This window comes from Mangrovivirga cuniculi (assembly GCF_005166025.1).
Taxonomy (GTDB): domain Bacteria; phylum Bacteroidota; class Bacteroidia; order Cytophagales; family Cyclobacteriaceae; genus Mangrovivirga; species Mangrovivirga cuniculi.
This window is the reverse complement of the sequence record NZ_CP028923.1, coordinates 1-20,324: the sequence shown is the minus strand read 5'-3', so window position 1 is coordinate 20,324 and position 20,324 is coordinate 1. Positions and strand designations below refer to the sequence as shown.

The 20,324-nt window shown below is 37.7% G+C and carries 18 protein-coding genes and 2 pseudogenes; 10 read left to right on the top strand and 10 right to left on the bottom strand.

What is annotated here, in order from left to right; translation table 11 throughout:
* The first annotated feature begins 57 nt into the window (after positions 1-57).
* Positions 58-2,297 (top strand): annotated as a pseudogene (locus tag DCC35_RS00090) (Tex family protein).
* Between the two features lie 62 nt (positions 2,298-2,359).
* Here DCC35_RS00090 and DCC35_RS00085 read toward each other — a convergent pair.
* Both DCC35_RS00085 and DCC35_RS00080 read right to left on the bottom strand, forming a co-directional pair.
* Positions 2,360-2,773 (bottom strand): tellurite resistance TerB family protein, encoded by a 414-nt coding sequence (locus DCC35_RS00085; RefSeq protein ID WP_137088860.1) that lies wholly within the window; start codon positions 2,771-2,773, stop codon positions 2,360-2,362.
* Between the two features lie 180 nt (positions 2,774-2,953).
* Positions 2,954-3,421: a hypothetical protein gene (locus DCC35_RS00080; RefSeq protein ID WP_137088859.1), complete on the bottom strand. Its 468-nt coding sequence runs from the start codon at positions 3,419-3,421 to the stop codon at positions 2,954-2,956.
* Positions 3,422-3,597: 176 nt separating this feature from the next.
* Here DCC35_RS00080 and carB point away from each other — a divergent pair, with 176 nt between their 5' ends.
* The 8 genes from carB (at position 3,598) to DCC35_RS21110 (ending at position 13,506) form a co-directional block, all read left to right on the top strand.
* A complete protein-coding gene (gene carB / locus DCC35_RS00075) occupies positions 3,598-6,414 on the top strand; it encodes a carbamoyl-phosphate synthase large subunit (protein WP_137088858.1) in 2,817 nt (938 codons plus the stop codon).
* An 11-nt stretch (positions 6,415-6,425) separates the two neighbouring features.
* Positions 6,426-6,689 (top strand): DUF4834 family protein, encoded by a 264-nt coding sequence (locus tag DCC35_RS00070; RefSeq protein ID WP_137088857.1) that lies wholly within the window; start codon positions 6,426-6,428, stop codon positions 6,687-6,689.
* 162 nt (positions 6,690-6,851) lie between these two features.
* Complete coding sequence (locus DCC35_RS00065) at positions 6,852-7,910, top strand: class I fructose-bisphosphate aldolase (RefSeq protein WP_137088856.1); 1,059 nt, start codon at positions 6,852-6,854, stop codon at positions 7,908-7,910.
* Positions 7,911-8,070: 160 nt separating this feature from the next.
* Positions 8,071-8,970, top strand: a complete 900-nt coding sequence (accD, locus tag DCC35_RS00060; RefSeq protein WP_137088855.1) for an acetyl-CoA carboxylase, carboxyltransferase subunit beta — start codon at positions 8,071-8,073, stop codon at positions 8,968-8,970.
* 848 nt (positions 8,971-9,818) lie between these two features.
* Positions 9,819-10,796, top strand: a complete 978-nt coding sequence (locus tag DCC35_RS00055; protein ID WP_137088854.1) for a radical SAM protein — start codon at positions 9,819-9,821, stop codon at positions 10,794-10,796.
* A gap of 137 nt (positions 10,797-10,933) precedes the next feature.
* On the top strand, positions 10,934-12,241 hold the full coding sequence (gene nqrF, locus DCC35_RS00050; RefSeq protein ID WP_137088853.1) for an NADH:ubiquinone reductase (Na(+)-transporting) subunit F: 1,308 nt from the start codon (positions 10,934-10,936) through the stop codon (positions 12,239-12,241).
* Between the two features lie 81 nt (positions 12,242-12,322).
* A complete protein-coding gene (locus DCC35_RS00045; protein ID WP_246070103.1) occupies positions 12,323-13,363 on the top strand; it encodes a formimidoylglutamase in 1,041 nt (346 codons plus the stop codon).
* Positions 13,348-13,506 carry a hypothetical protein gene (locus DCC35_RS21110; protein WP_246070101.1) on the top strand — a complete coding sequence of 53 codons (159 nt, stop codon included), beginning with the start codon at positions 13,348-13,350 and terminating at the stop codon, positions 13,504-13,506. The genes DCC35_RS00045 and DCC35_RS21110 overlap by 16 nt, the downstream gene beginning before the upstream one ends.
* A gap of 34 nt (positions 13,507-13,540) precedes the next feature.
* Here the strand turns inward: DCC35_RS21110 and DCC35_RS00040 are convergent, their stop codons facing one another.
* Positions 13,541-14,221, bottom strand: a complete 681-nt coding sequence (locus DCC35_RS00040) for a metal-dependent hydrolase (RefSeq protein WP_137088852.1) — start codon at positions 14,219-14,221, stop codon at positions 13,541-13,543.
* A gap of 316 nt (positions 14,222-14,537) precedes the next feature.
* Between DCC35_RS00040 and DCC35_RS00035 the strand changes: the two genes are divergently transcribed.
* Positions 14,538-14,909: a SixA phosphatase family protein gene (locus DCC35_RS00035; protein WP_137088851.1), complete on the top strand. Its 372-nt coding sequence runs from the start codon at positions 14,538-14,540 to the stop codon at positions 14,907-14,909.
* 182 nt (positions 14,910-15,091) lie between these two features.
* On the opposite strand, the gene DCC35_RS21975 is transcribed toward DCC35_RS00035, so the two are convergent.
* From DCC35_RS21975 to lon, 7 genes and pseudogenes are all read right to left on the bottom strand, one after another.
* Positions 15,092-15,514: a DUF4421 family protein gene (locus DCC35_RS21975; protein ID WP_394347749.1), complete on the bottom strand. Its 423-nt coding sequence runs from the start codon at positions 15,512-15,514 to the stop codon at positions 15,092-15,094.
* Positions 15,457-15,924: a DUF4421 family protein gene (locus tag DCC35_RS21970; RefSeq protein WP_137088849.1), complete on the bottom strand. Its 468-nt coding sequence runs from the start codon at positions 15,922-15,924 to the stop codon at positions 15,457-15,459. Before DCC35_RS21970 ends, DCC35_RS21975 begins: the two co-directional genes overlap by 58 nt.
* A 12-nt stretch (positions 15,925-15,936) precedes the next feature.
* A complete protein-coding gene (locus DCC35_RS21965; protein WP_394347716.1) occupies positions 15,937-16,080 on the bottom strand; it encodes a hypothetical protein in 144 nt (47 codons plus the stop codon).
* A gap of 114 nt (positions 16,081-16,194) precedes the next feature.
* A complete protein-coding gene (gene hslU, locus DCC35_RS00020; RefSeq protein WP_394347715.1) occupies positions 16,195-17,343 on the bottom strand; it encodes an ATP-dependent protease ATPase subunit HslU in 1,149 nt (382 codons plus the stop codon).
* Positions 17,344-17,350: 7 nt separating this feature from the next.
* Positions 17,351-17,545: a hypothetical protein gene (locus DCC35_RS00015; RefSeq protein ID WP_137088848.1), complete on the bottom strand. Its 195-nt coding sequence runs from the start codon at positions 17,543-17,545 to the stop codon at positions 17,351-17,353.
* 171 nt (positions 17,546-17,716) lie between these two features.
* Complete coding sequence (locus tag DCC35_RS00010; RefSeq protein WP_137088847.1) at positions 17,717-18,361, bottom strand: PorV/PorQ family protein; 645 nt, start codon at positions 18,359-18,361, stop codon at positions 17,717-17,719.
* Positions 18,327-20,300: pseudogene (gene lon, locus DCC35_RS00005) on the bottom strand (endopeptidase La); the annotation flags it as partial. The gene DCC35_RS00010 and the pseudogene lon, both read right to left, overlap by 35 nt.
* Between the last annotated feature and the right edge of the window lie 24 nt (positions 20,301-20,324).

The following is a 20,324-nucleotide window of genomic DNA, read 5'->3' as shown; positions in this document are numbered from 1 at the left end:
TTGCTTTTGATTAAATACTATACTTTTGAGGTCCTGATTTAAAGTAAAATTAAATATATGAGTGTTGAAAGGCATGTTCTGAAAATAGCTTCAGAATTAAATTTACCAATAAAAGGAGTTACAGCGACTGTTGAACTTTTGGAGGAAGGAGCTACGATTCCTTTCATTTCAAGATATAGAAAAGAGAGAACCGGTAGCCTTGATGAGGTGAATATTTCTTCGATCAGCGACCGACTAACTCAGTTAAAAGAACTGGATAAAAGAAGGGAGACTGTATTAAAATCAATCGACGACCAGGGCAAGCTTACCCCGGAACTCAAAAAAGCGATTGAAGAAGCTGAAACGTTGTCTAAACTGGAGGACCTATATCTTCCATACAAGCCAAAAAGGAGAACAAAGGGTACAATAGCCAAGGAAAAAGGTCTGGAGCCACTTGCGAAAAAGTTATTTACCCAGGAATCTTTCGATGTGACCACTGAGGCAGAAAAGTATCTTTCAGATGAGAAAGACAAAGAGGTCAAAAGTGTTGAAGAAGCCTTACAAGGAGCTCGTGACATTATTGCAGAATGGGTAAATGAAAATGCTGATGTTCGTGAAGCTCTAAGGACAATGTTCAGGAATAAGGCGATCATCAAATCAAAAGTGATTACCGGTAAAGAAGAAGAAGCAGCCAAATATAAAGATTATTTTGAGTGGGAAGAGCCCCTTTCAAAAGCACCATCTCACAGGATTCTGGCAATGAGAAGAGGTGAAAAAGAACTTTTTCTCATGCTTGATATATCCGTAGATAAGGATGAAGCCATCAGTCTCGTGAGTAAAATGATTCTTGAAGGTAATTCGGAAGCAGCAAAAGAGGTTGAAAAAGCGATTGAAGATTCTTACAAAAGACTTTTAAAACCTGCTATCGAGACTGAGATGAGGATGGAGTCTAAGAAAAGAAGTGATGAAGAGGCAATTAAAGTTTTTGCTGAAAACCTGAAGGAACTACTACTTGCCTCTCCGCTAGGTGAAAAAGCAGTTTTAGCTATTGATCCGGGATTCAGAACAGGATGTAAAGTAGTCGCACTAGATAAACAAGGTAAGCTTCTTGAGAACACGACTATATTCCCGAATGAGCCTCAAAAAAGATCACTGAATCAGAAGCGGTGGTTATGGCTTTAATTCAAAAATACAATCTGGAAGCCATTGCAATAGGTAATGGTACAGCCGGAAGAGAAACTGAAGCTTTTTGTAAAAACATCAAGTTTCCTTTTGAGGTCCCCGTCATTTCAGTAAATGAAAGTGGGGCTTCAATATATTCAGCAAGTGATGTGGCCAGGGAAGAATTTCCTGATCAGGATCTGACAGTAAGAGGAGCAGTATCAATCGGTAGAAGATTGAAAGATCCGTTAGCTGAGCTTGTAAAAATCGATGCTAAATCAATCGGAGTAGGACAGTATCAACATGATGTAGATCAATCTTCACTTAAAAAAGGGCTTGATACAGTAGTAGAAAGTTGTGTGAATGCCGTAGGAGTGGAAGTTAATTTAGCTTCTAAGCAATTGCTTACCTATGTTTCAGGATTAGGTCCTACACTTGCGAAGAATATAGTTGAATACAGAAACGAAAATGGGGCTTTTAATGGACGCGAAGACCTTAAGAAGGTCAAGCTGATGGGCGATAAAGCATTTGAACAAGCGGCAGGTTTCTTAAGAGTCAGAAATAGTAAGCATCCTCTCGACTCAAGTTCTGTACACCCGGAAAGTTATCCGATCGTAGAGAAAATGGCTGAAGATCTTGGAGCTTCTGTTGAAGACTTAATTAAAGATAAGTCGCTTAGAGCTAAGATCGATCTTAAAAAATATGTTACCGAAGAAGTAGGTCTGCCAACCTTAAATGATATAATGAAAGAACTTGATAAGCCGGGAAGAGATCCTCGGGCTGAATTCGAGATCTTTAGTTTTGATGAAGGAGTGAATAAGGTAGAAGACCTTAAGCCTGGCATGGTGCTTCCGGGTATCGTTACAAATGTTACCAAATTCGGAGCCTTTGTTGATGTAGGTGTTCATCAGGATGGGCTGGTTCATATTTCTGAACTGAGCAATGAATTTGTTAGTGATCCTGCGGAAGTGGTGAAAGTTTCGCAAAAGGTTGAGGTAAGAGTAGTGGAAGTTGATTTTAACAGGAACAGGATATCTCTATCTATGAAAGATGAAAATACAAAACCTGTAAGAAAGAAAAGTGCAAAGAAAAAGGAAGAATCCGAGGGTGATATGGCTTCTAAACTGAAAAAACTTAAAGGCCTCTGGAATAACTAAATAAAAAAACCCGGTAGAATAAATCTATCGGGTTTTTAACCTATAAACCAATTAATTCTAATTTATGCAGCGTGCATTGATTTGAATTTTAAACAGTATTTCATGTGCTTTTTCTGAATAAGTAATAATTCACTTAGATCAAGACTGAATTCCTTATTGTAAAGTCTGTAGATCAGTTGCCATTCTTCCTGGGCCATAAAGCCGTCACTATTGGCAATTGTTGCCATCCAGGCAACTGCCTCGATCTGAAACTTTTTAGATCTGGTTTTAAGATCCTTGATACATTCATTCATAACCTCGTCCTCTTCTCTGGACATAAGCAAAGGTAAAGTTGATTCTACTTCGTCTTCAGAAATTTCCTCATGCTCACACATTGCTTTAAAGAATATTTTTTCATTCTCACTTATTCTTCCATCTGCTGAGGCTGTCAGATAATAAAGTTTAATAAGAATTGAATTTTCGCTCCTGGTGTTCATAGTGGTAATATGATTGGGTTACTAAATTTAAAAAGTATCTTTAAAAAAGTAAATATTGTGTTTGTTTACTTTTAAATACCTCAGAAGACAATCTTGTAACCGATAAATCCTATTAATTATAGGAATACAAAAAAAACGGGGATTAACTCCCCGTTTTTATCGATAAATATTTTAGTTTTTTTAAAAAGCTGATGCTAAACCACCAAATATTGCGATTACAAACATTAAAGCATAAAAACCCAGGAATATAATAGCAATGATTCCATAAAATTTAAATAACCTTTTTAGGTTTTTAAGTCCATTTTCAAAATCGGTGTTCACTCCAGCTTCTATTCCAGCTTTTGTTTTAGATCCAAAAGTGAATAGGAAATACGAAGGAATAAAACTGATAATAGCGAAAATGACATAAAAGACAATAAAAAATCCAGCTCCCATAAAACCCGGAAGTTGAGTGTCTGCGCCACCCATACTTGCTAGTGTTCCCATAGTGCCACCCATAAAGATTCCCATAATGAGGGTAAGACCAGAACCAATAAAACCTAATATTCCAAGAAATCTAGCCCATTTAGAAGCTTCAGTTAAATTAGCCTTTACCATAGAATTCAAAGCCAAAGCTTCTCCACTGTTTTGATCGAGTATACTGTTCATATTTAATAGTTAGTTTTAAAAATATTGACAAGTATAAGGATGATCGAAAGTATAAGTCAATAAATTACGTAAAATTATTAATAATATTTTTAAGATTTATACTCCACTTTTTTTTATTCACAGTTGGTTGTTCTAATTTTGTGCAATTTATGTTTTCCATCTAACAAAATATAAAAATGCCAAAAGATCCCGGTATTAAATCCGTCTTAATTATTGGAAGTGGCCCGATCGTTATTGGTCAGGCGTGTGAGTTTGATTATTCTGGTTCTCAAGCCTCAAGATCATTGAGAGAAGAAGGAATTGAAGTGACCCTGATAAATTCCAATCCAGCAACGATCATGACTGACCCTGTTACTGCAGATAACGTGTATTTGCGGCCACTGGAAAAAAAGTCAATAATAGAAATTCTTGAAAACCACAAGATTGATGCTGTACTGCCGACAATGGGAGGTCAGACAGCACTTAACCTTGCCGAAGATTGTGAAAAAGCAGGTATCTGGGAAAAATATGGCGTAAAAGTCATTGGAGTAGACTTCGGGGCAATTGCTACAACTGAAGACAGAGAAGCCTTCAGACTAAAAATGACCGAAATGGGCATTCATGTCTGCCAGGGAGAAACAGCCACCAGTTTTCTTGAAGGAAAAGAAATTGCTCAGGAAATAGGTTTTCCACTTGTTATCCGTCCTTCCTACACTTTGGGAGGTTCCGGAGGAGGTTTTGTTCACTCTGCAGAGGAATTTGACAAGGCTCTGACCCACGGTCTTCATTCTTCACCAATCCATGAGGTGCTTATCGAAAAAAGTATTCTGGGCTGGAAAGAGTTTGAGGTTGAGCTCCTGAGAGATAGTATTGGTAATGTGATTATAATCTGTTCTATCGAGAACTTCGATCCGATGGGTATCCATACAGGTGATTCGATCACTGTTGCTCCTGCTCAGACGCTGCCAGATTCTGTTTATCAGAGAATGCGAGATATGGCCATCCGTATGATGAATGGAATTGGTGATTTTGCCGGAGGTTGTAACGTTCAGTTTGCGGTTAATCCGGAAGACGATGATATCGTTGCAATTGAGATCAACCCAAGAGTTTCAAGATCATCTGCATTAGCATCGAAAGCAACAGGTTATCCAATCGCAAAAGTTGCTGCTAAGCTTGCGATAGGTTATACGCTTGATGAGCTTGAAAACCAGATTACTAAAACAACAAGCGCATACTTTGAGCCTGCTCTTGATTATGTGATTGTAAAGATTCCTAGATGGAACTTTGACAAATTTGAAGGTTCGGACAGACGCCTGGGTCTTCAGATGAAGTCGGTAGGAGAAGTAATGGGTATAGGAAGAAATTTCCAGGAAGCCTTACAAAAAGCCTGTCAGTCATTGGAGATCAGGAGAAATGGTCTTGGAGCCGATGGCAGAGAGCTTAAGAAAAGAGAACCTCTATTAGAAAGCTTAAAAACTCCTAGCTGGAACAGGCTGTTCCACATTTATGATGCTTTTAAACTGGGAGTGTCTTTTGATACGATATTTAAATTTACCAAAATAGATCCGTGGTTCCTGCAGCAAATTGAGGAACTGATCGTTTTAGAGAGAGAAATTGAGCAGTATGAGCTGGATTCTTTTCCGAGAGCTCTGATGATGACTGCCAAGAAAAAGGGATATGCTGACAGACAGATAGCTCATTTACTTGGATGTCTTGAAAGCGAAGTTGCAGCCAAGAGAAAAGAAATGGGAGTTAACCGTATCTACAAAATGGTTGATACCTGTGCTGCTGAATTTGAAGCCAAGACTCCTTATTACTACTCTACTTTTGGAGATGAAAACGAAGTTGATCCTAAAAGCGATAAAAAGAAAGTTATTGTTCTTGGTTCGGGGCCTAACAGGATTGGTCAGGGCATAGAATTTGACTATTCATGTGTCCATGGTGTTTTGGCTGCTAAAGAATGTGGTTATGAAACAATCATGATTAACTGTAATCCTGAAACAGTTTCTACAGATTTTGATACAGCTGACAGACTTTATTTTGAGCCGGTTTTCTGGGAGCACATTTATGAGATTATCCAGCTTGAACAACCATACGGAGTGATTGTGCAGCTTGGAGGACAAACGGCATTAAAACTAGCAGAGAAGCTTAATCGATACGGAATCAAAATTCTGGGCACAAGTTACGAAGCACTTGATCTGGCTGAAGACAGAGGTCATTTCTCAGAATTATTAAAGGAAAATGATATTCCGTATCCGGAATTTGGCGTAGCTGAAGATGCTCAGCAAGGTATCGAATTATCAAGAAAGATCGGATTTCCATTGCTGGTAAGACCATCGTATGTATTAGGTGGGCAAAGTATGAAGATTGTTATCAATGAAGATGAGCTTGAAGATCATATCATTGATATTCATAATAAAATTCCTGATAACAGAGTATTACTGGATCATTTCTTAGATGGTGCGATCGAAGCAGAGGCTGATGCAATTTGTGACGGTGAAAATGTATATATAATCGGAATTATGCAGCATATTGAGCCTGCAGGAATTCATTCCGGAGACTCTTATGCAGTTCTGCCACCTTACAATCTCGGCGACCTGATTATAGAACAGATTGAACAGCACACGGAAACAATAGCTAAGGCATTGAAAACAAAAGGACTGATTAATATTCAGTATGCTATTAAAGATGACACCGTATATGTTATCGAGGCAAACCCAAGAGCATCGCGTACAGTGCCATTTATCTGTAAGGCATACAATGAGCCTTATGTAAATTATGCTACCAAGGTAATGCTGGGAGAAAAGAAAGTAACTGACTTTGATTTTAATCCGACTAAGAAAGGTTACGCTATAAAAGTTCCGGTGTTCTCATTCGAGAAATTCCCTAATGTTAATAAGGAATTAGGACCGGAAATGAAATCTACGGGAGAAGCGATCTATTTTATAGATAATCTTCAAGACGATTATTTCTTAAAAATTTACAGAGAACGAAACCTATACTTAAGTAAATAGTTTAAACTAATATGGGAATTGTTTTTAAATTTTTACTGATAGCTTTTGTAGTATATTATATCTTATCGAAGCTATTTGGATTTCTTTTTAGAGTTTTAATAGGAAGGGCTGCAACTCAATACAAAAATCAGCAGCAGCGAGGTTACAGTAACGCAAATCGTCAGCGAAGAGATGGCGAATTAAATGTGGATTATGTACCCGTTAAAGAAAAACCTAAAAGAAAGAGTACTGGTTCCGCACATGGAGAGTACATTGATTTTGAAGAAGTAAAGTAAAATTACTTTAAAATACATGGATTTAAAGGCCAATAGTGTATGCTATTGGCCTTTTTTTTTTTAATAACCCTCAATTATTAAAAAAATTCAAACGTTTGAAATGGCTTGAAAAGTGTTTTTTTATATATTTGCATCCATTAGACAATAAAACCCAAACTCTTCATGTCTCTACAAAAAATACAGGACCTGTTAGGTTCAGACGCTGAAAAGTTATTATCTCATAAATGTGAGACAATAGACAAATCATCATTGCATTTACCTGGTCCCGACTTTATTGACAGGATCTTTGCTCAGTCAGATCGATCGGCCCAGGTATTGAATAGCCTGGCATCTATTTATAATTCGGGAAGATTAGCCGGAACTGGTTATGTTTCAATATTGCCGGTTGACCAGGGAATAGAACATACTGCAGGAGCTTCATTTGCACCTAATCCAATCTACTTTGATCCGGAAAATATAATCAAACTAGCCATAGAAGGGGGTTGTAATGCTGTTGCCACTACTTTTGGAGGGTTAGCTTTAATGAGTAGAAAATATGCTCATAAAATTCCATTTATCGTGAAGATCAATCATAACGAGTTACTGACCTATCCGAATACATTCGATCAGGTGATGTACGGGTCAGTTGATGAAGCGTGGAATCTTGGTGCTAAAGCTGTAGGAGCTACTATTTACTTTGGTAGTGAAGAATCAAACAGGCAAATTCAAGAGGTAGCTGCTGCATTCGAAAGAGCACATGAATTAGGAATGGCAACTATACTTTGGTGCTACACACGTAATAGCTCTTTTAAGAAAGACGGAACAGACTATCATGTTGCTGCTGACCTGACAGGGCAGGCTAATCACCTGGGAGTAACAATAAAAGCAGATATCATAAAGCAAAAACTACCGGAAACTAATGGTGGATTTAAAACTATAAATTTTGCGAAGACTCATGATAAGGTTTATTCAGAGCTGAGTAGTGAGCATCCAATTGACCTTACCAGATACCAGGTGGCAAATTGCTACATGGGAAGAATTGGATTAATTAATAGTGGGGGAGCTTCATCAGGAGCATCAGATCTTGCAGAGGCAGTAAAGACTGCTGTTATTAATAAAAGAGCAGGAGGAATGGGACTTATATCTGGTAGAAAAGCTTTCCAGAGGCCAATGAAGGAAGGCACTGAATTATTGCACCACATTCAAGATGTTTATCTGGCTCAGGATATAGAGCTGGCATAACAATGTCTATTTAGGTTATACAGAGGCTGTGCTGTGGTGGTACAGCCTTTTTTTATCTTCAATCTTATAAGTCCGGGCTTTTATATTCTGCAGAATTTTCGAATATTGCATTATTGATCAGCTGAAAAATAGTAATTTTACAGCCCAAAAATGAAACTCTATGGCTTGGTTTACAAGAAAAGATAAAGGAATAAGAACCCCGACCGAGGCTAAAAAAGAAGCCCCGGACGGAATTTGGTATAAAACTCCAAGTGGAAAAATTGTCCACATGAGAGAGTTGAAAAGTAATTCATATGTTTCGCCTGAGGATGGATACCATGTCAGGATCGGCTCAGAGGAATATTTCGAAATACTTTTTGATAACAATAAATTTACGGAATTGGACCCCGAAATGACTTCTGCGGATCCATTGGATTTCGTGGATACAAAAGCTTATCCATCAAGAATAAAACAATCACAGGCAAAGACTGATTTGAAGGATGCTGTAAGAACAGCTCATGGAAAAATCGATGGTCAGGACCTTTGTGTTGCTTGTATGGACTTCAATTTTATTGGAGGCTCAATGGGATCGGTAGTAGGTGAAAAGATTTCGCGGGCAATCGATTATTCATTGAAAAATAAGGTTCCGTTTCTGATGATCTCTAAATCTGGAGGAGCAAGAATGATGGAAGCCGGATTTTCCCTCATGCAAATGGGTAAAACATCAGCGAAATTAGCTTTGCTTGATAAAGCAGGAATTCCATTCATTTCTTTATTGACTGACCCTACAACTGGTGGTGTTACTGCTTCTTTTGCTATGCTTGGTGATTTTAATATTGCTGAGCCGGGTGCATTAATCGGTTTTGCAGGCCCGAGGGTTATTAGAGAAACGATCGGAAAGGATCTTCCTAAAGGATTTCAAAGTGCTGAGTTTGTTCTTGAGCATGGATTTTTGGATTTCATTGTTGACAGAAGGAATTTAAAAAGACGCCTGGTTACTTTACTCAAGATGCTCGGTGAAGAAAAAAAGGAAGAAAAAAAGGAGACTAAGAAGGTAGAAAAGAAAGCAAGTGCAAGCTGATTTTTCTGCAAAATTATTACTACACTTCGTCACGAAATTAGATTGACGAATTATAAATATAAAATTACCAACCGAAGGAGATTATCTTCTTCGGTTTTTTTATTTATTGAGCCTGAAGAAATAATGCACTAAGATCCATCTTTTTAATAAATCTGATCGCCTCCCTTCAAATTAAATTCAGATTTTGATCGAGTTGAGTGTTGTTTTGAATTGATATTCAAGCCCTTGAGATATCAAATTTGTTTTAAGTAGGTTAAGACAGTAATAGTAAAAAAGCCCCCTCGAGCGAGGGGCTTTTTCGTTACCCGAAACGGGTTCCAAGAGCCAAAATAGTGTGTGGGTAATAAATAAGAGGGATATTAGTCTTAAAATTTTTGTTTAAACCTAACATCCTGTTTGGTTTTAGTTGAAAGATGACTGTCTCCGTTCGTAAACAGCACATCTATTGTTGATTGCTATGTTGCTAAAGTAATGTAAGAAATTTATTAAACCAAACACTTTTTCAAAAAAAATACTCTGTAAGCATACTTTTTACTCAGAAGATTATTCTGAATTGTCAATTGTTCAAAAAAATTGAATAAACAGTAGTTTTTTGTCATGATGGTTGACGAAATGATAAATTTCTTCGATGAATGTATGAATTGTTAAGATAAGTAAATTCGTGAATCTTAACCATTTATTTTACAAACAAGAAAGCTTATTTGTTTAAACATCATTTCACACTAATATTGTCCTATTATCCTAAAATCAATTTTCCTGAATAATTATGTAATGTTTTAACCCTATTGTTAATAAAATTTGTCTTCATATTCCGATTTCCTATAGGGTTCTGTTTTAATTTTACTTTCATGTTGCTAAGGAAAAAACCGGTATTATGCAATTACTATGTTACCTATAGATGTAATGCATCTTGTAGTTTTTGCGATATATGGGAAAAACCTTCTCCTTACATTTCATTAGAGGACGCAGAATCCAATTTTAAAGCGTTAAAAAAGCTGGGAGTTAGAGTAATCGATTTTACAGGCGGAGAACCTTTGCTTCATCGGGAGATTGGAGAACTTCTATCTCTGGCTAAGCATTATGGTTTTATAACTACTCTTACTACCAATGGGCTGCTTTATCCAAAAAAATATACGGAATTAAAAGGAGTAGTTGATATGCTGCATTTTTCTCTTGACTTCGAATCTAAGGAAAAGCATAACCAGGCAAGAAGAGTTAATTGTTACGATAAAATTCTCGATTCAATTTCAATAGCTAAGGAAAATAATGAGCGACCGGATATATTGATGACAGTTTTTCCCGAAAATTTAAATGAAATTGAAAGGATCTATAATAATATTTCTTTACCAAATGGGTTGGTATTGATCCTTAACCCGGCATTTGATTATAATGATATTAATTGTGCCACTTTTAATAAAGAGCAGTTATCATTTTTAAGAAGCTGGGGAAAAGAAAAACTTATCTATATAAATGAGGCCTTTCTCGATTTACGTTTAAACGGGGGGAATCATATTGATCATCCGGTGTGTAAAGCGGGATCATCGACTGTTGTAATTTCGCCTTTTAATGAATTAGTTGGTCCCTGTTATCATTCTGCAATTGATAAATGGCCAATCGATAATAATCTTTACGATCTCTATAAAAGTGAAGAAATCCAAAAAGTTTTGATGATGGAAGGTCGATTACCGGAATGTGAAGGGTGTGTAATTAACTGTTATATGCAGCCAAGTTTTGCCGTTAACTTTAATAAATACTGGTTGACAGCAGCCAGATCTACCTTTAAATATAACTTTTATAAGGGTACCTGGAAACAACTTTTTGCCTGAGTAGTTAAACTTTTTGAATATTGATAAGGCTATGTAGTAAAAATCATATTTATCTACTACATGGAATAAAGAATTAATGATATATTTGTGGCCTGAATAGAGTTAAAGAAAAAATTATCAGTAAAATAGTCAGATAAATGTTTTCAACGACAATTATTGTTTCAATTGTAGCATTTACCCTAGTAATCTCGGCACTAGTGCTGATTTTGCTTTTTGCACAATCAAAATTAGTGCAGCAAGGTGATGTTAAGATTTACGTAAATGGTGACGAGGAAAATCCGATCGTAACCTCAGCAGGTGGAACTCTTCTATCTACATTATCATCTCAGAAGATCTTTTTACCGTCTGCATGTGGTGGTGGAGGTACTTGTGCCATGTGTAAATGTGTAGTAGAAGATGGTGGCGGAGACGTACTTCCTACTGAAGAAGGACACCTTTCTCGATCTGAGAAAAAAGAAAATGTTAGACTTTCCTGCCAGGTTAAGGTGAAGGAAGATATGCATATTCGTGTTCCTGAAGAAATCTTTGGTATTAAGAAGTGGGAGTGCGAAGTTGTTTCCAATTACAATGTATCAACATTTATTAAGGAATTTAAAGTTAAGCTTCCAGAAGGAGAAAATCTTGACTTTAAATCTGGTGGATATATTCAGATCGATGTTCCGGAAATTACTGTGGACTTCAAAGATATGGATATTACACCTCACCCTGAGCTTGGACACAAAGACGATGTGTATAAAGGTGACTGGGATAAATTCGGTTTATGGGATCTTGTCATGAAAAATGATGAGCCGATTTTCCGTGCTTATTCTATGGCTAACCACCCGGCGGAAGGAAACATTATTATGTTGAACATCCGTATCGCTACTCCACCTTGGGATCGAGAAAACAACAAATGGATGGATGTGAATCCAGGTATTTGTTCTTCATATGTTTTCTCAAGAGTACCTGGTGATAAAGTAACTATTTCAGGACCATATGGTGAGTTCTTTATCAATGAGTCTGATGCTGAAATGATTTATATTGGTGGTGGTGCTGGTATGGCTCCACTAAGATCTCATATCTTCCATCTCTTCCATACTGAGAAAACTGACAGAAAAGTTTCTTACTGGTACGGAGGTAGATCAAAAAGGGAGCTTTTCTATCTCGATCACTTCGAAAAGATCGAAGATGATTTCCCTAACTTTAAATTCTATATTGGCTTAAGTGAACCAATGGAAGAAGATAACTGGAAAATCAAAAAAGATCTTCATGATAGCGAAGGAGATGGTTATGTAGGGTTTATACACCAGGTATTGTATGATAATTACCTGGCTGATCATCCTGAGCCTGAAGAAATTGAGTATTACCTTTGCGGTCCTCCTTTGATGAACGCAGCAGTATTAAAGATGCTGGATGAGTTGGGCGTACCGAAGGAAAATATCAGATTTGATGACTTCGGAGGGTAATCTCACAAAAAAATAAATTTAAAGGAACTTCAAATATGGAGTTCCTTTTTTTATTTTACGCCTAAATTAAAATGTTTCATAATGACAGACCTCAGTCTATTTTTTGATCCGGTATCAGAATCTTTATACGAAAACATCAGTGACAGAAGTTCATTCTTTTTTCAGTTAACCATTAATAACGGAAAAGCTGAATTACCTGATGATTGTACGATAGCCTTAATAGGGCTAACAGAAAACCGGGGTGCTGAGAATTCTGGTAGCATAGCAACCGCCGCTGATGAAATTCGCAAGAAGCTGTATAACCTGAAAAAGGGAGCTGGCCCATATAGCATTATGGATCTTGGAAATCTTAGAAATGGCCAATCCTATGATGAAACTAGCCAGCGTCTTAGTGAAGTTGGCAGAGTTTTAATAGAAAATAATATTCTTCCTGTTTTTATAGGAGGGAGTCATGACCTTGATTATGGTCAATATCAATCTTATGAGGGGCTGGAAAAACTAATAAGTGTTTGTGCGATAGATCGGACTGTAGATATGTCCGGAGATAAAGAACAGGCTTCTGAGCATCGTCATATTCAAAATATAGTAATTCATGAACCAAATTACCTTTTCAACTTCACTCTCCTGGGGTATCAATCTTATTTGATTGATCAGACATTATTGAATACACTTGAAAAGTTGCATTTCGATACTTTCCGACTTGGGTATTTAAGAAGTGACATTAAAGAGATCGAGCCAATAGTCAGGGAAGCGGATATGATGTCATTCGATCTGACAGCAATTAAATCTGCAGACTTTCCCGGTGTAAATAATGCTCAGCCTTTTGGTCTGACAGGTGAGGAAGCATGCCAGGTTTGTTGGTATGCTGGGTTAAATGAAAAACTAAGTAGTGTCGGATTTTATGGTTATGATCCTTCTGAAGACGATAAAAATATGAAGAGTGCAATGGTTTCGGCTGTGATGATCTGGTATTTTATTGAAGGCGTGATAAATCGAAAAGAGGAGCAAAACTTTAAGACAAATGATTATTTAAAGTTTGTAGTGCCAATTGGGGGAGAACCGGACCAAATGGTTTTTATAAGAGTAAATTTACAGATCGCTGGTGGATGGAGGTTCCGTTAACCAAAGAGGATGAGGAGATTAATAAATGGGACATTGGTATAAACAAAACCTGTGTTATCCCATGCAGCTATAAAGATTACGAACAAGCCGGGCAAGGAGTGATTCCGGATAGATGGATCGTGGCTGTAAATAAAAGATTATAATAGAAAACCGGGATTTAAATCCCGGTTTTTATATTTAAATATCCATTGAAGAACCGATATCAAGAAGTATTAATTCTTTCCCTGCTTCTTTGAATTTTTTTACTGCTTCATCGTGATCTATTTCAATATAAGGGAATGTGTCATAGTGGACTCCCAGAACTTTATCACATTTCACAAAATCTGACGCTACTACTGCATCGTCTACTCCCATAGTAAAGTTATCTCCGATAGGCATGATGGCCAGATCCAGATTGGTGAATTGAGGAATCAATTGCATATCCATATGGAGGGCAGTATCTCCGGCAAAATAAATTGAGTAACCATCTGATTCGACAATAAATCCTCCCGGATTTCCACCATAGGTACCATCCGGTAATACTGAAGAATGAATGGCGTTTACATATTTCACTTTGCCAAATTCAAATTCCCAGTTTCCCCCGTGATTCATCGGATGACCATTTTCAATTCCCTGATCTTCGAGCCACGATATGATTTCAAAGTTGGAAACCACCTTTGCTCCTGATCGCTTGGCGATATCAACTGCATCAGCAATGTGGTCCTGGTGACCATGACTTATTAAAATGAAATCAGGATTGATAGATGACACATCAATGTCTTTAGCAAGTTCATTAGGAGTGATGAAAGGATCAAATAATACTGATTTCTCAGCTGTTTCCATCATAAAACAAGATTGACCGTAGTATGTGATTTTCATGTAGATTGATTTTTTTGGTTACCTATTAAATATAATCAAATGCCAAGACCTAATCTATGATATCCAAGGTGAATAAAAAAAGACCTTTTTCAGGTTATATCTAATGATTTTATATGAAACTATTTTGAATCCGGACTTATTTAAACGGTACTTATTTGATAAATTAAGTATTAAATACTTCCGTATGAAAACACTCATTTTGATGCGACATGCAAAATCTTCCTGGAAGACCCTTATATGGATGATTTTGACAGACCTTTAAACAAAAGGGGTAAAAATGATGCCCTGAAATGGGAAAACGATTAAGACTTTTAGGATGGTGCCCAGACAAGTTATTTCAAGCCCAGCAGCAAGGGCAGCAGCCACCTCAATTAAAGCATGTGAGAATATGGAGTTTGATAAAAATGACATACAATGGGAAAAAGATCTTTATCATGCCTCAACATCAACAATCTGGGAGGTAATTCGAAAAAATGGAAAGGAAAATGTTTTAATGATTGTTGGTCATAATCCGGGACTGAATAGTGTTGCAGATAGCCTGGGACTGGATATCGACAACATACCGACAGCCGGGGTGCTGGTTGTTGCTTTAAGTATAAGAGACTGGTCAGAAGCAGCACCTGGTAAGGCCCGTTTCGAATTTTTTGATTATCCCAAAAATAAAGGAAAAGAGATCCGCCAGCTTTAGAATGGCATTAGATCCTTTTTGAAAATCCCGAATTCTTTAATTCGGTATCCCAGAAACAATTTAAAATTCCAGGCACTGACATTTAAATTGACATTTCTTGTATTGGCATTGGCATTTTGAAAAAACTATTGATGTTCCGGTAAATACCTTGTCACCATTGTATCCAAACGAGAGACGGCCATTTAATGCAGCTCTATCTGAGTATTCCTGACTTGCTTACCTTCAAAAGGATATTTTTGCCACTGAAGCCCTATGCCGGCGGCAAGTGTGGTGTTGAGAAATAATTGCTTCAAAATGAAATTATGGGTATACCCTGGCATTACAGTCAGAGTTGTAAACTTACCTCCTGAATATCTTACAGTTGGGTTAAAATCGTTGTCAGGAATGGTGTTTATTGCGGAATCCGCCTCTACTTTTATGTCGCTCATTGTAGATCCTATTAGAAAAGATCCCGCAGATTTTTTTTGTCTCTCAGTCTGGTTAAAACTTGATTTAAAAGAGAATTTTTCGCTATTCTCAATCCAGAATCCTGTAAAGCTTACATTTCTCACAGAAAGATCTGAACGTTGGGGATGGGGGTCACCGTTTTGCCAGTTCTGGTTGATCTGAGAGGCATTAGAAATGTAAAAGCCCTGGTATTTTGTAAATAAAAATCAACACCAAACTGGGTGCCATACAAATTAACCTGAAAATCGCTGTAGTCAGTATTGCCATAAAGCCTTGCGTTATCTCCATCCTCTCTTTCCGGCAGCCTGAAAGTTACCTCGAAAGCTAAATCAAAGGCATAGCCTCCGAATCCGATCAATCCATTTCCATTGGGGCGATATTGGATGGTCTGCTGGTCCTCTGTTGCAAGAGTAACATTCAGAGAGCGATTTCCAAGCAGACCTTTTACATATAAATAGTCGTCAAACCGCTCAATATAATCTGAGCGGTCTGATGACAATGTATCAGTTTCTTCTTGTGCGTATCCGCAAAATCCAATTAAAAATAAAACGACTAATAAATGCCGCATGAATAGTTTTTACTATAAGATATAGCGACTAAGATCCTTATTTTTAACTAGTCCGGCAAGCTTTTCACTAACCATATCATCAGTAATGATCAGTTTTGCATTTGGTCCTATTTCGTCCGGAACTTCATATAAAAAGTCATTTAAAAGTTTACTCATCACTGTATGGAGTCTCCTCGCACCGATATTTTCAACTTCAGCATTCACTTCAAAAGCTATGTTGCAATTTGCTTAAGTGCTTCTTCTGTAAACTCTAGAGTAACTTCCTCTGCATCAATAACGCTCGTATTGTTTAGTTAAAGCATTTTTTGGCTCTAATAATATTTTCAGGAAGTCACTTTCAGTCAGATTATCCAGTTCAACCCTGATCGGAAAACGTCCCTGTAATTCAGGAATAAGATCTGAGGGCTTGCTAACATGAAACGCTCCGGCAGAGATAAATAGTATATGGTCAGTATTTACCACTCCATGCTTGGTAGTCACCGAACTTCCCTCTACTATCGGTAAGAGGTCTCGCTGAACTCCTTCACGGCTAACGTCAGCTCCCTGCTTATTAGAAGATGCAGCAATTTTATCGATCTCATCAATAAATATTATCCCTGTGTTCTCCGTTTTTTGAACTGCCTCTTCTTTAACTTCTTCAAAATCGATCAGCTTGGATGCTTCTTCATCCAATAGGATTTTTTTAGCATCTGCAATGGTGACTTTTCTTTTTTTGGATTTCTTTGGCATCATACCAGAAAGCATATCCTGAAGGTTAATCATTGAAGATTCGTCGATCATTCCTCCACCGATCATTCCTATTCCCGGATTGCTTGGTGCTTTAATGTCAATATCAATTTTTCTGTCATCAAGCTCACCGTTTCGGATTTTTTCTCTGAATCGCTCCCTGGTCTTTTCATTAAGTTCCTCGTCAGTTTTAGGAGCTGTCTCATTTTCAAATGAATTAGTCTCACTAGCAGACTGAAATCCGGTTCTTGCAGGAGTCTTTTTTATTGGTGGGATTAATGCATCCAAAATGATTTCTTCAACAATACCCTCTGCTTTTTCTCTTACCTCTTCTTTTTTCTGAACTTTAACCATGTGAATAGCCTGTTCAACAAGATCCCTGACCATGCTTTCCACATCGCGTCCTACGTAACCTACTTCGGTAAACTTACTGGCTTCAACTTTTACAAATGGTGCATCGGCAAGTTTGGCAAGTCTACGGGCGATCTCAGTTTTACCGACTCCGGTAGATCCGATCATCAGAATATTATTAGGCATTATTTCCTCTTTCAATTCTGACTTAGTATTCATCCTTCTCCATCGGTTACGAAGAGCAATAGCTACATTTTTCTTAGCACTTGACTGTCCGATAATATATTTATCCAGTTCTTTTACGATCTGCTTCGGTGTTAATGCAATTTCTTTTTTTGACATCTTAATTTTATTTATTGAATATAGATGAAATATCTTTTTGTAATGAAAGGTAGTTTACACCACCTCCCTGATGAAAGAATCCATGCGAGTAGGAAAGCATGAATCCTTTAAGGTTCATATTAAACCCTAACGAAAGACCAGCGCCTCCGTTTCCCTGATCCGTTCTTAATTGTTGCCTTCTGTTAAAATTATATCCTGCCATAAGGTTGAAATTTTTATGTAAAAGAATTTCAGCACCGGCACTTATATGATAGAAACCTTATCCAGACTGGAATCTTCACCTTCCGGGTCTAATCCTCCGGCCTTTTAATATTTAAATCAAACGCTTGTAATGTGAACCTAAAGGGAGCGAATTCTGGTTTAAATGTCGTTCCTATTGATATTCTGAGTGGGACATCATTATCAAATGCATCACTACCAATTTACCGATTTGCTGGATGCTCAATGCTGCAGTTAGATCTTTTTCAGGATGAAAATATGTTCCTGAGATATCAAGATAAGCTATGCCCTCTGAATATCCATCGAAATTGAACGACTCATAATTAATATTCATTCCGAGAGAAAAAAGTCCGATTTTATGAGATGCTCCGGCAGAAATTCGAAATGCTGAAGAGGAAAATTCTCCATCTGTTATTCCTGTATTTGTCGTTCTTTCAAGACTACCGTAATCCAGAAACTGAAATCCTCCCCAGACCTTAATGCCTTTACTGATCTCCTGTCCGTAGGCAAGAGTTCCATATTTTATGTCAGCCAGGTAATCACCGTAAGTCAGGTGAGCCATTCTGATCTGAGATGAGTCATTGTTCATCGAAGGATTCCTGAACCATACACTTGCATCATCAGTAGTAGTTAAGGTTCGGCTACCAAGTCCTGTATCCCTGGCTGAAGAAGGGAATAAAAGCATTTGGGTTTGGTCTACTTGCTGACCAAACCCTGTATATGAAATTAATGTTAATATGATAGTATCAGATGCCTTTTCAGGATCATATTTGCGTCTTGGAATTTGGGTTTTTATCAAATGAAAAGATCATCGGATCTTCAACTTTATTTTAGTAAAGCGATCTTGATCACTTCATCAACTGTATCGACAAAATGAAATTTAATATTCTTGATATAATCAGGTTCTATGTCTTTAAGATCCTTTTTGTTTTTTGAACACATGATGATTTCCTTAATACTGCTCTTCCTGCAGCAAGGATCTTTTCTTTTATTCCGCCAACCGGAAGTACCTTACCTCTTAAGGTAATCTCACCGGTCATGGCGAGCTTATCTTTTACTTTTCTCTGTGTGTAAATTGAAGCCAGAGAGGTGAGCATAGTGATACCTGCTGAAGGACCATCTTTAGGTACGGCTCCAGCCGGAACGTGAACATGAAGATCGTATTCATTAAAAAGCCTGTGATCAATTTTAAGATGCTCTGCATTAGACTTTAGGTACGAAAGAGCTGTAACAGCTGATTCTTTCATCACATCACCTAATTGACCTGATAAAGTGAGTTTTCCTTTACCTTTGCTTAAGCTGGATTCGATAAATAAAATATCGCCACCTACCGGAGTCCATGCTAACCCGGTAACTACCCGGCGTATTTGTTGTTTTCATAAAGCTCCTGATCGTAAACTTCAGGTCCGAGAACCTCGATGATTTTTTCAGGAGTGATTTTTGGTTCATACTCCTTCCAGTGCAATGGACTTGGCTACATTTCTAACTACGGCACCGATTTTACGCTCCAGCCCTCTACTCCTGATTCGCGAGTATAACCATTGATCAGTTTATTAAGTGCAGCTTTATTTAAAGATGCATCTTTAGCCTTAAGTCCGTGTTCTTTTCGCTGCTTTGGAATAAGGTGTTTTTAGCGATCTCTACTTTCTCCTCATGAGTATATCCGGTGATCTCAATGATCTCCATTCTATCCCTCAATGGTGCAGGTATAGACTCCAGACTATTTGCTGTAGCTATAAAAAGCACTTTCGAAAGATCGTAATCTATCTCCAGGAAGTTATCGCTGAATGTACTGTTTTGTTCCGGATCCAGAACCTCCAGAAGTGCCGAGGATGGATCCCCCGATGACCAGAGTCGAGCTTATCAATTTCATCAAGGATGAAAACCGGATTTGAAGATTCAGCTCTTTTTATATTCTGGATTACCTTACCGGGCATAGCACCGACATAGGTTTTTCGGTGGCCTCTGATTTCCGCCTCGTCATGAACACCTCCTAAAGACATTCTAACATATTGTCTATTGAGTGCCTTGGCAACAGATTTACCCAGAGATGTTTTACCAACCCCCGGAGGTCCATAAAGGCAAAGAATTGGTGCCTTCATGTCTTTTTAAGCTTGAGGACAGCAAGGTATTCTATGATTCTGTCTTTTACTTTGGTCAGTCCGTAATGATCCTTGTCAAGAATTTTTTTAGCTCTCTTAAGATCGAAATTATCTCTGTGTACTCATTCCAAGGTAATTCAAGCATGAGTTCACAGTAATTTATTAAAACCGGATATTCAGCTGCCTGGGATGAGTCTTAATACTTTGTCTAGTTCTTTGTTAAAATGTTCTGCGACATCCTTTGGCCACTTTTTCTTTTCCCCTCTCTTTCTTAATTCTTCAATCTCTGCCTCAGGGCCTTCATTTCCTAGCTCATCCTGTAGTATTCTGATCTGCTGACGGAGGTAATAATCCCGCTGCTGCTGATCAATGTCCACATGAACCTTTTGAATCTCCTGCTTGATCTCAAGCATTTTGATGTCGCGGGTCATGTATTCGAGCAGTAGCGAAGCTCTTTTGAAACCATCGTTTATTTCAAGTAATTTTTGTTTCTCATCGACCTCTGCATTGATGTTAGAGCAAGGAAGTGAGTCAAAAATTTAGTGCTTTCAATATTGTCGAGAGCAACTTGAGCTTCTGTGGAATATCCGGGTTCAACTTGAGAATCTTATTAGCTGCATCTTTTAAAGATTGTACAGCGCAATAAGGTTTTCATTAGTG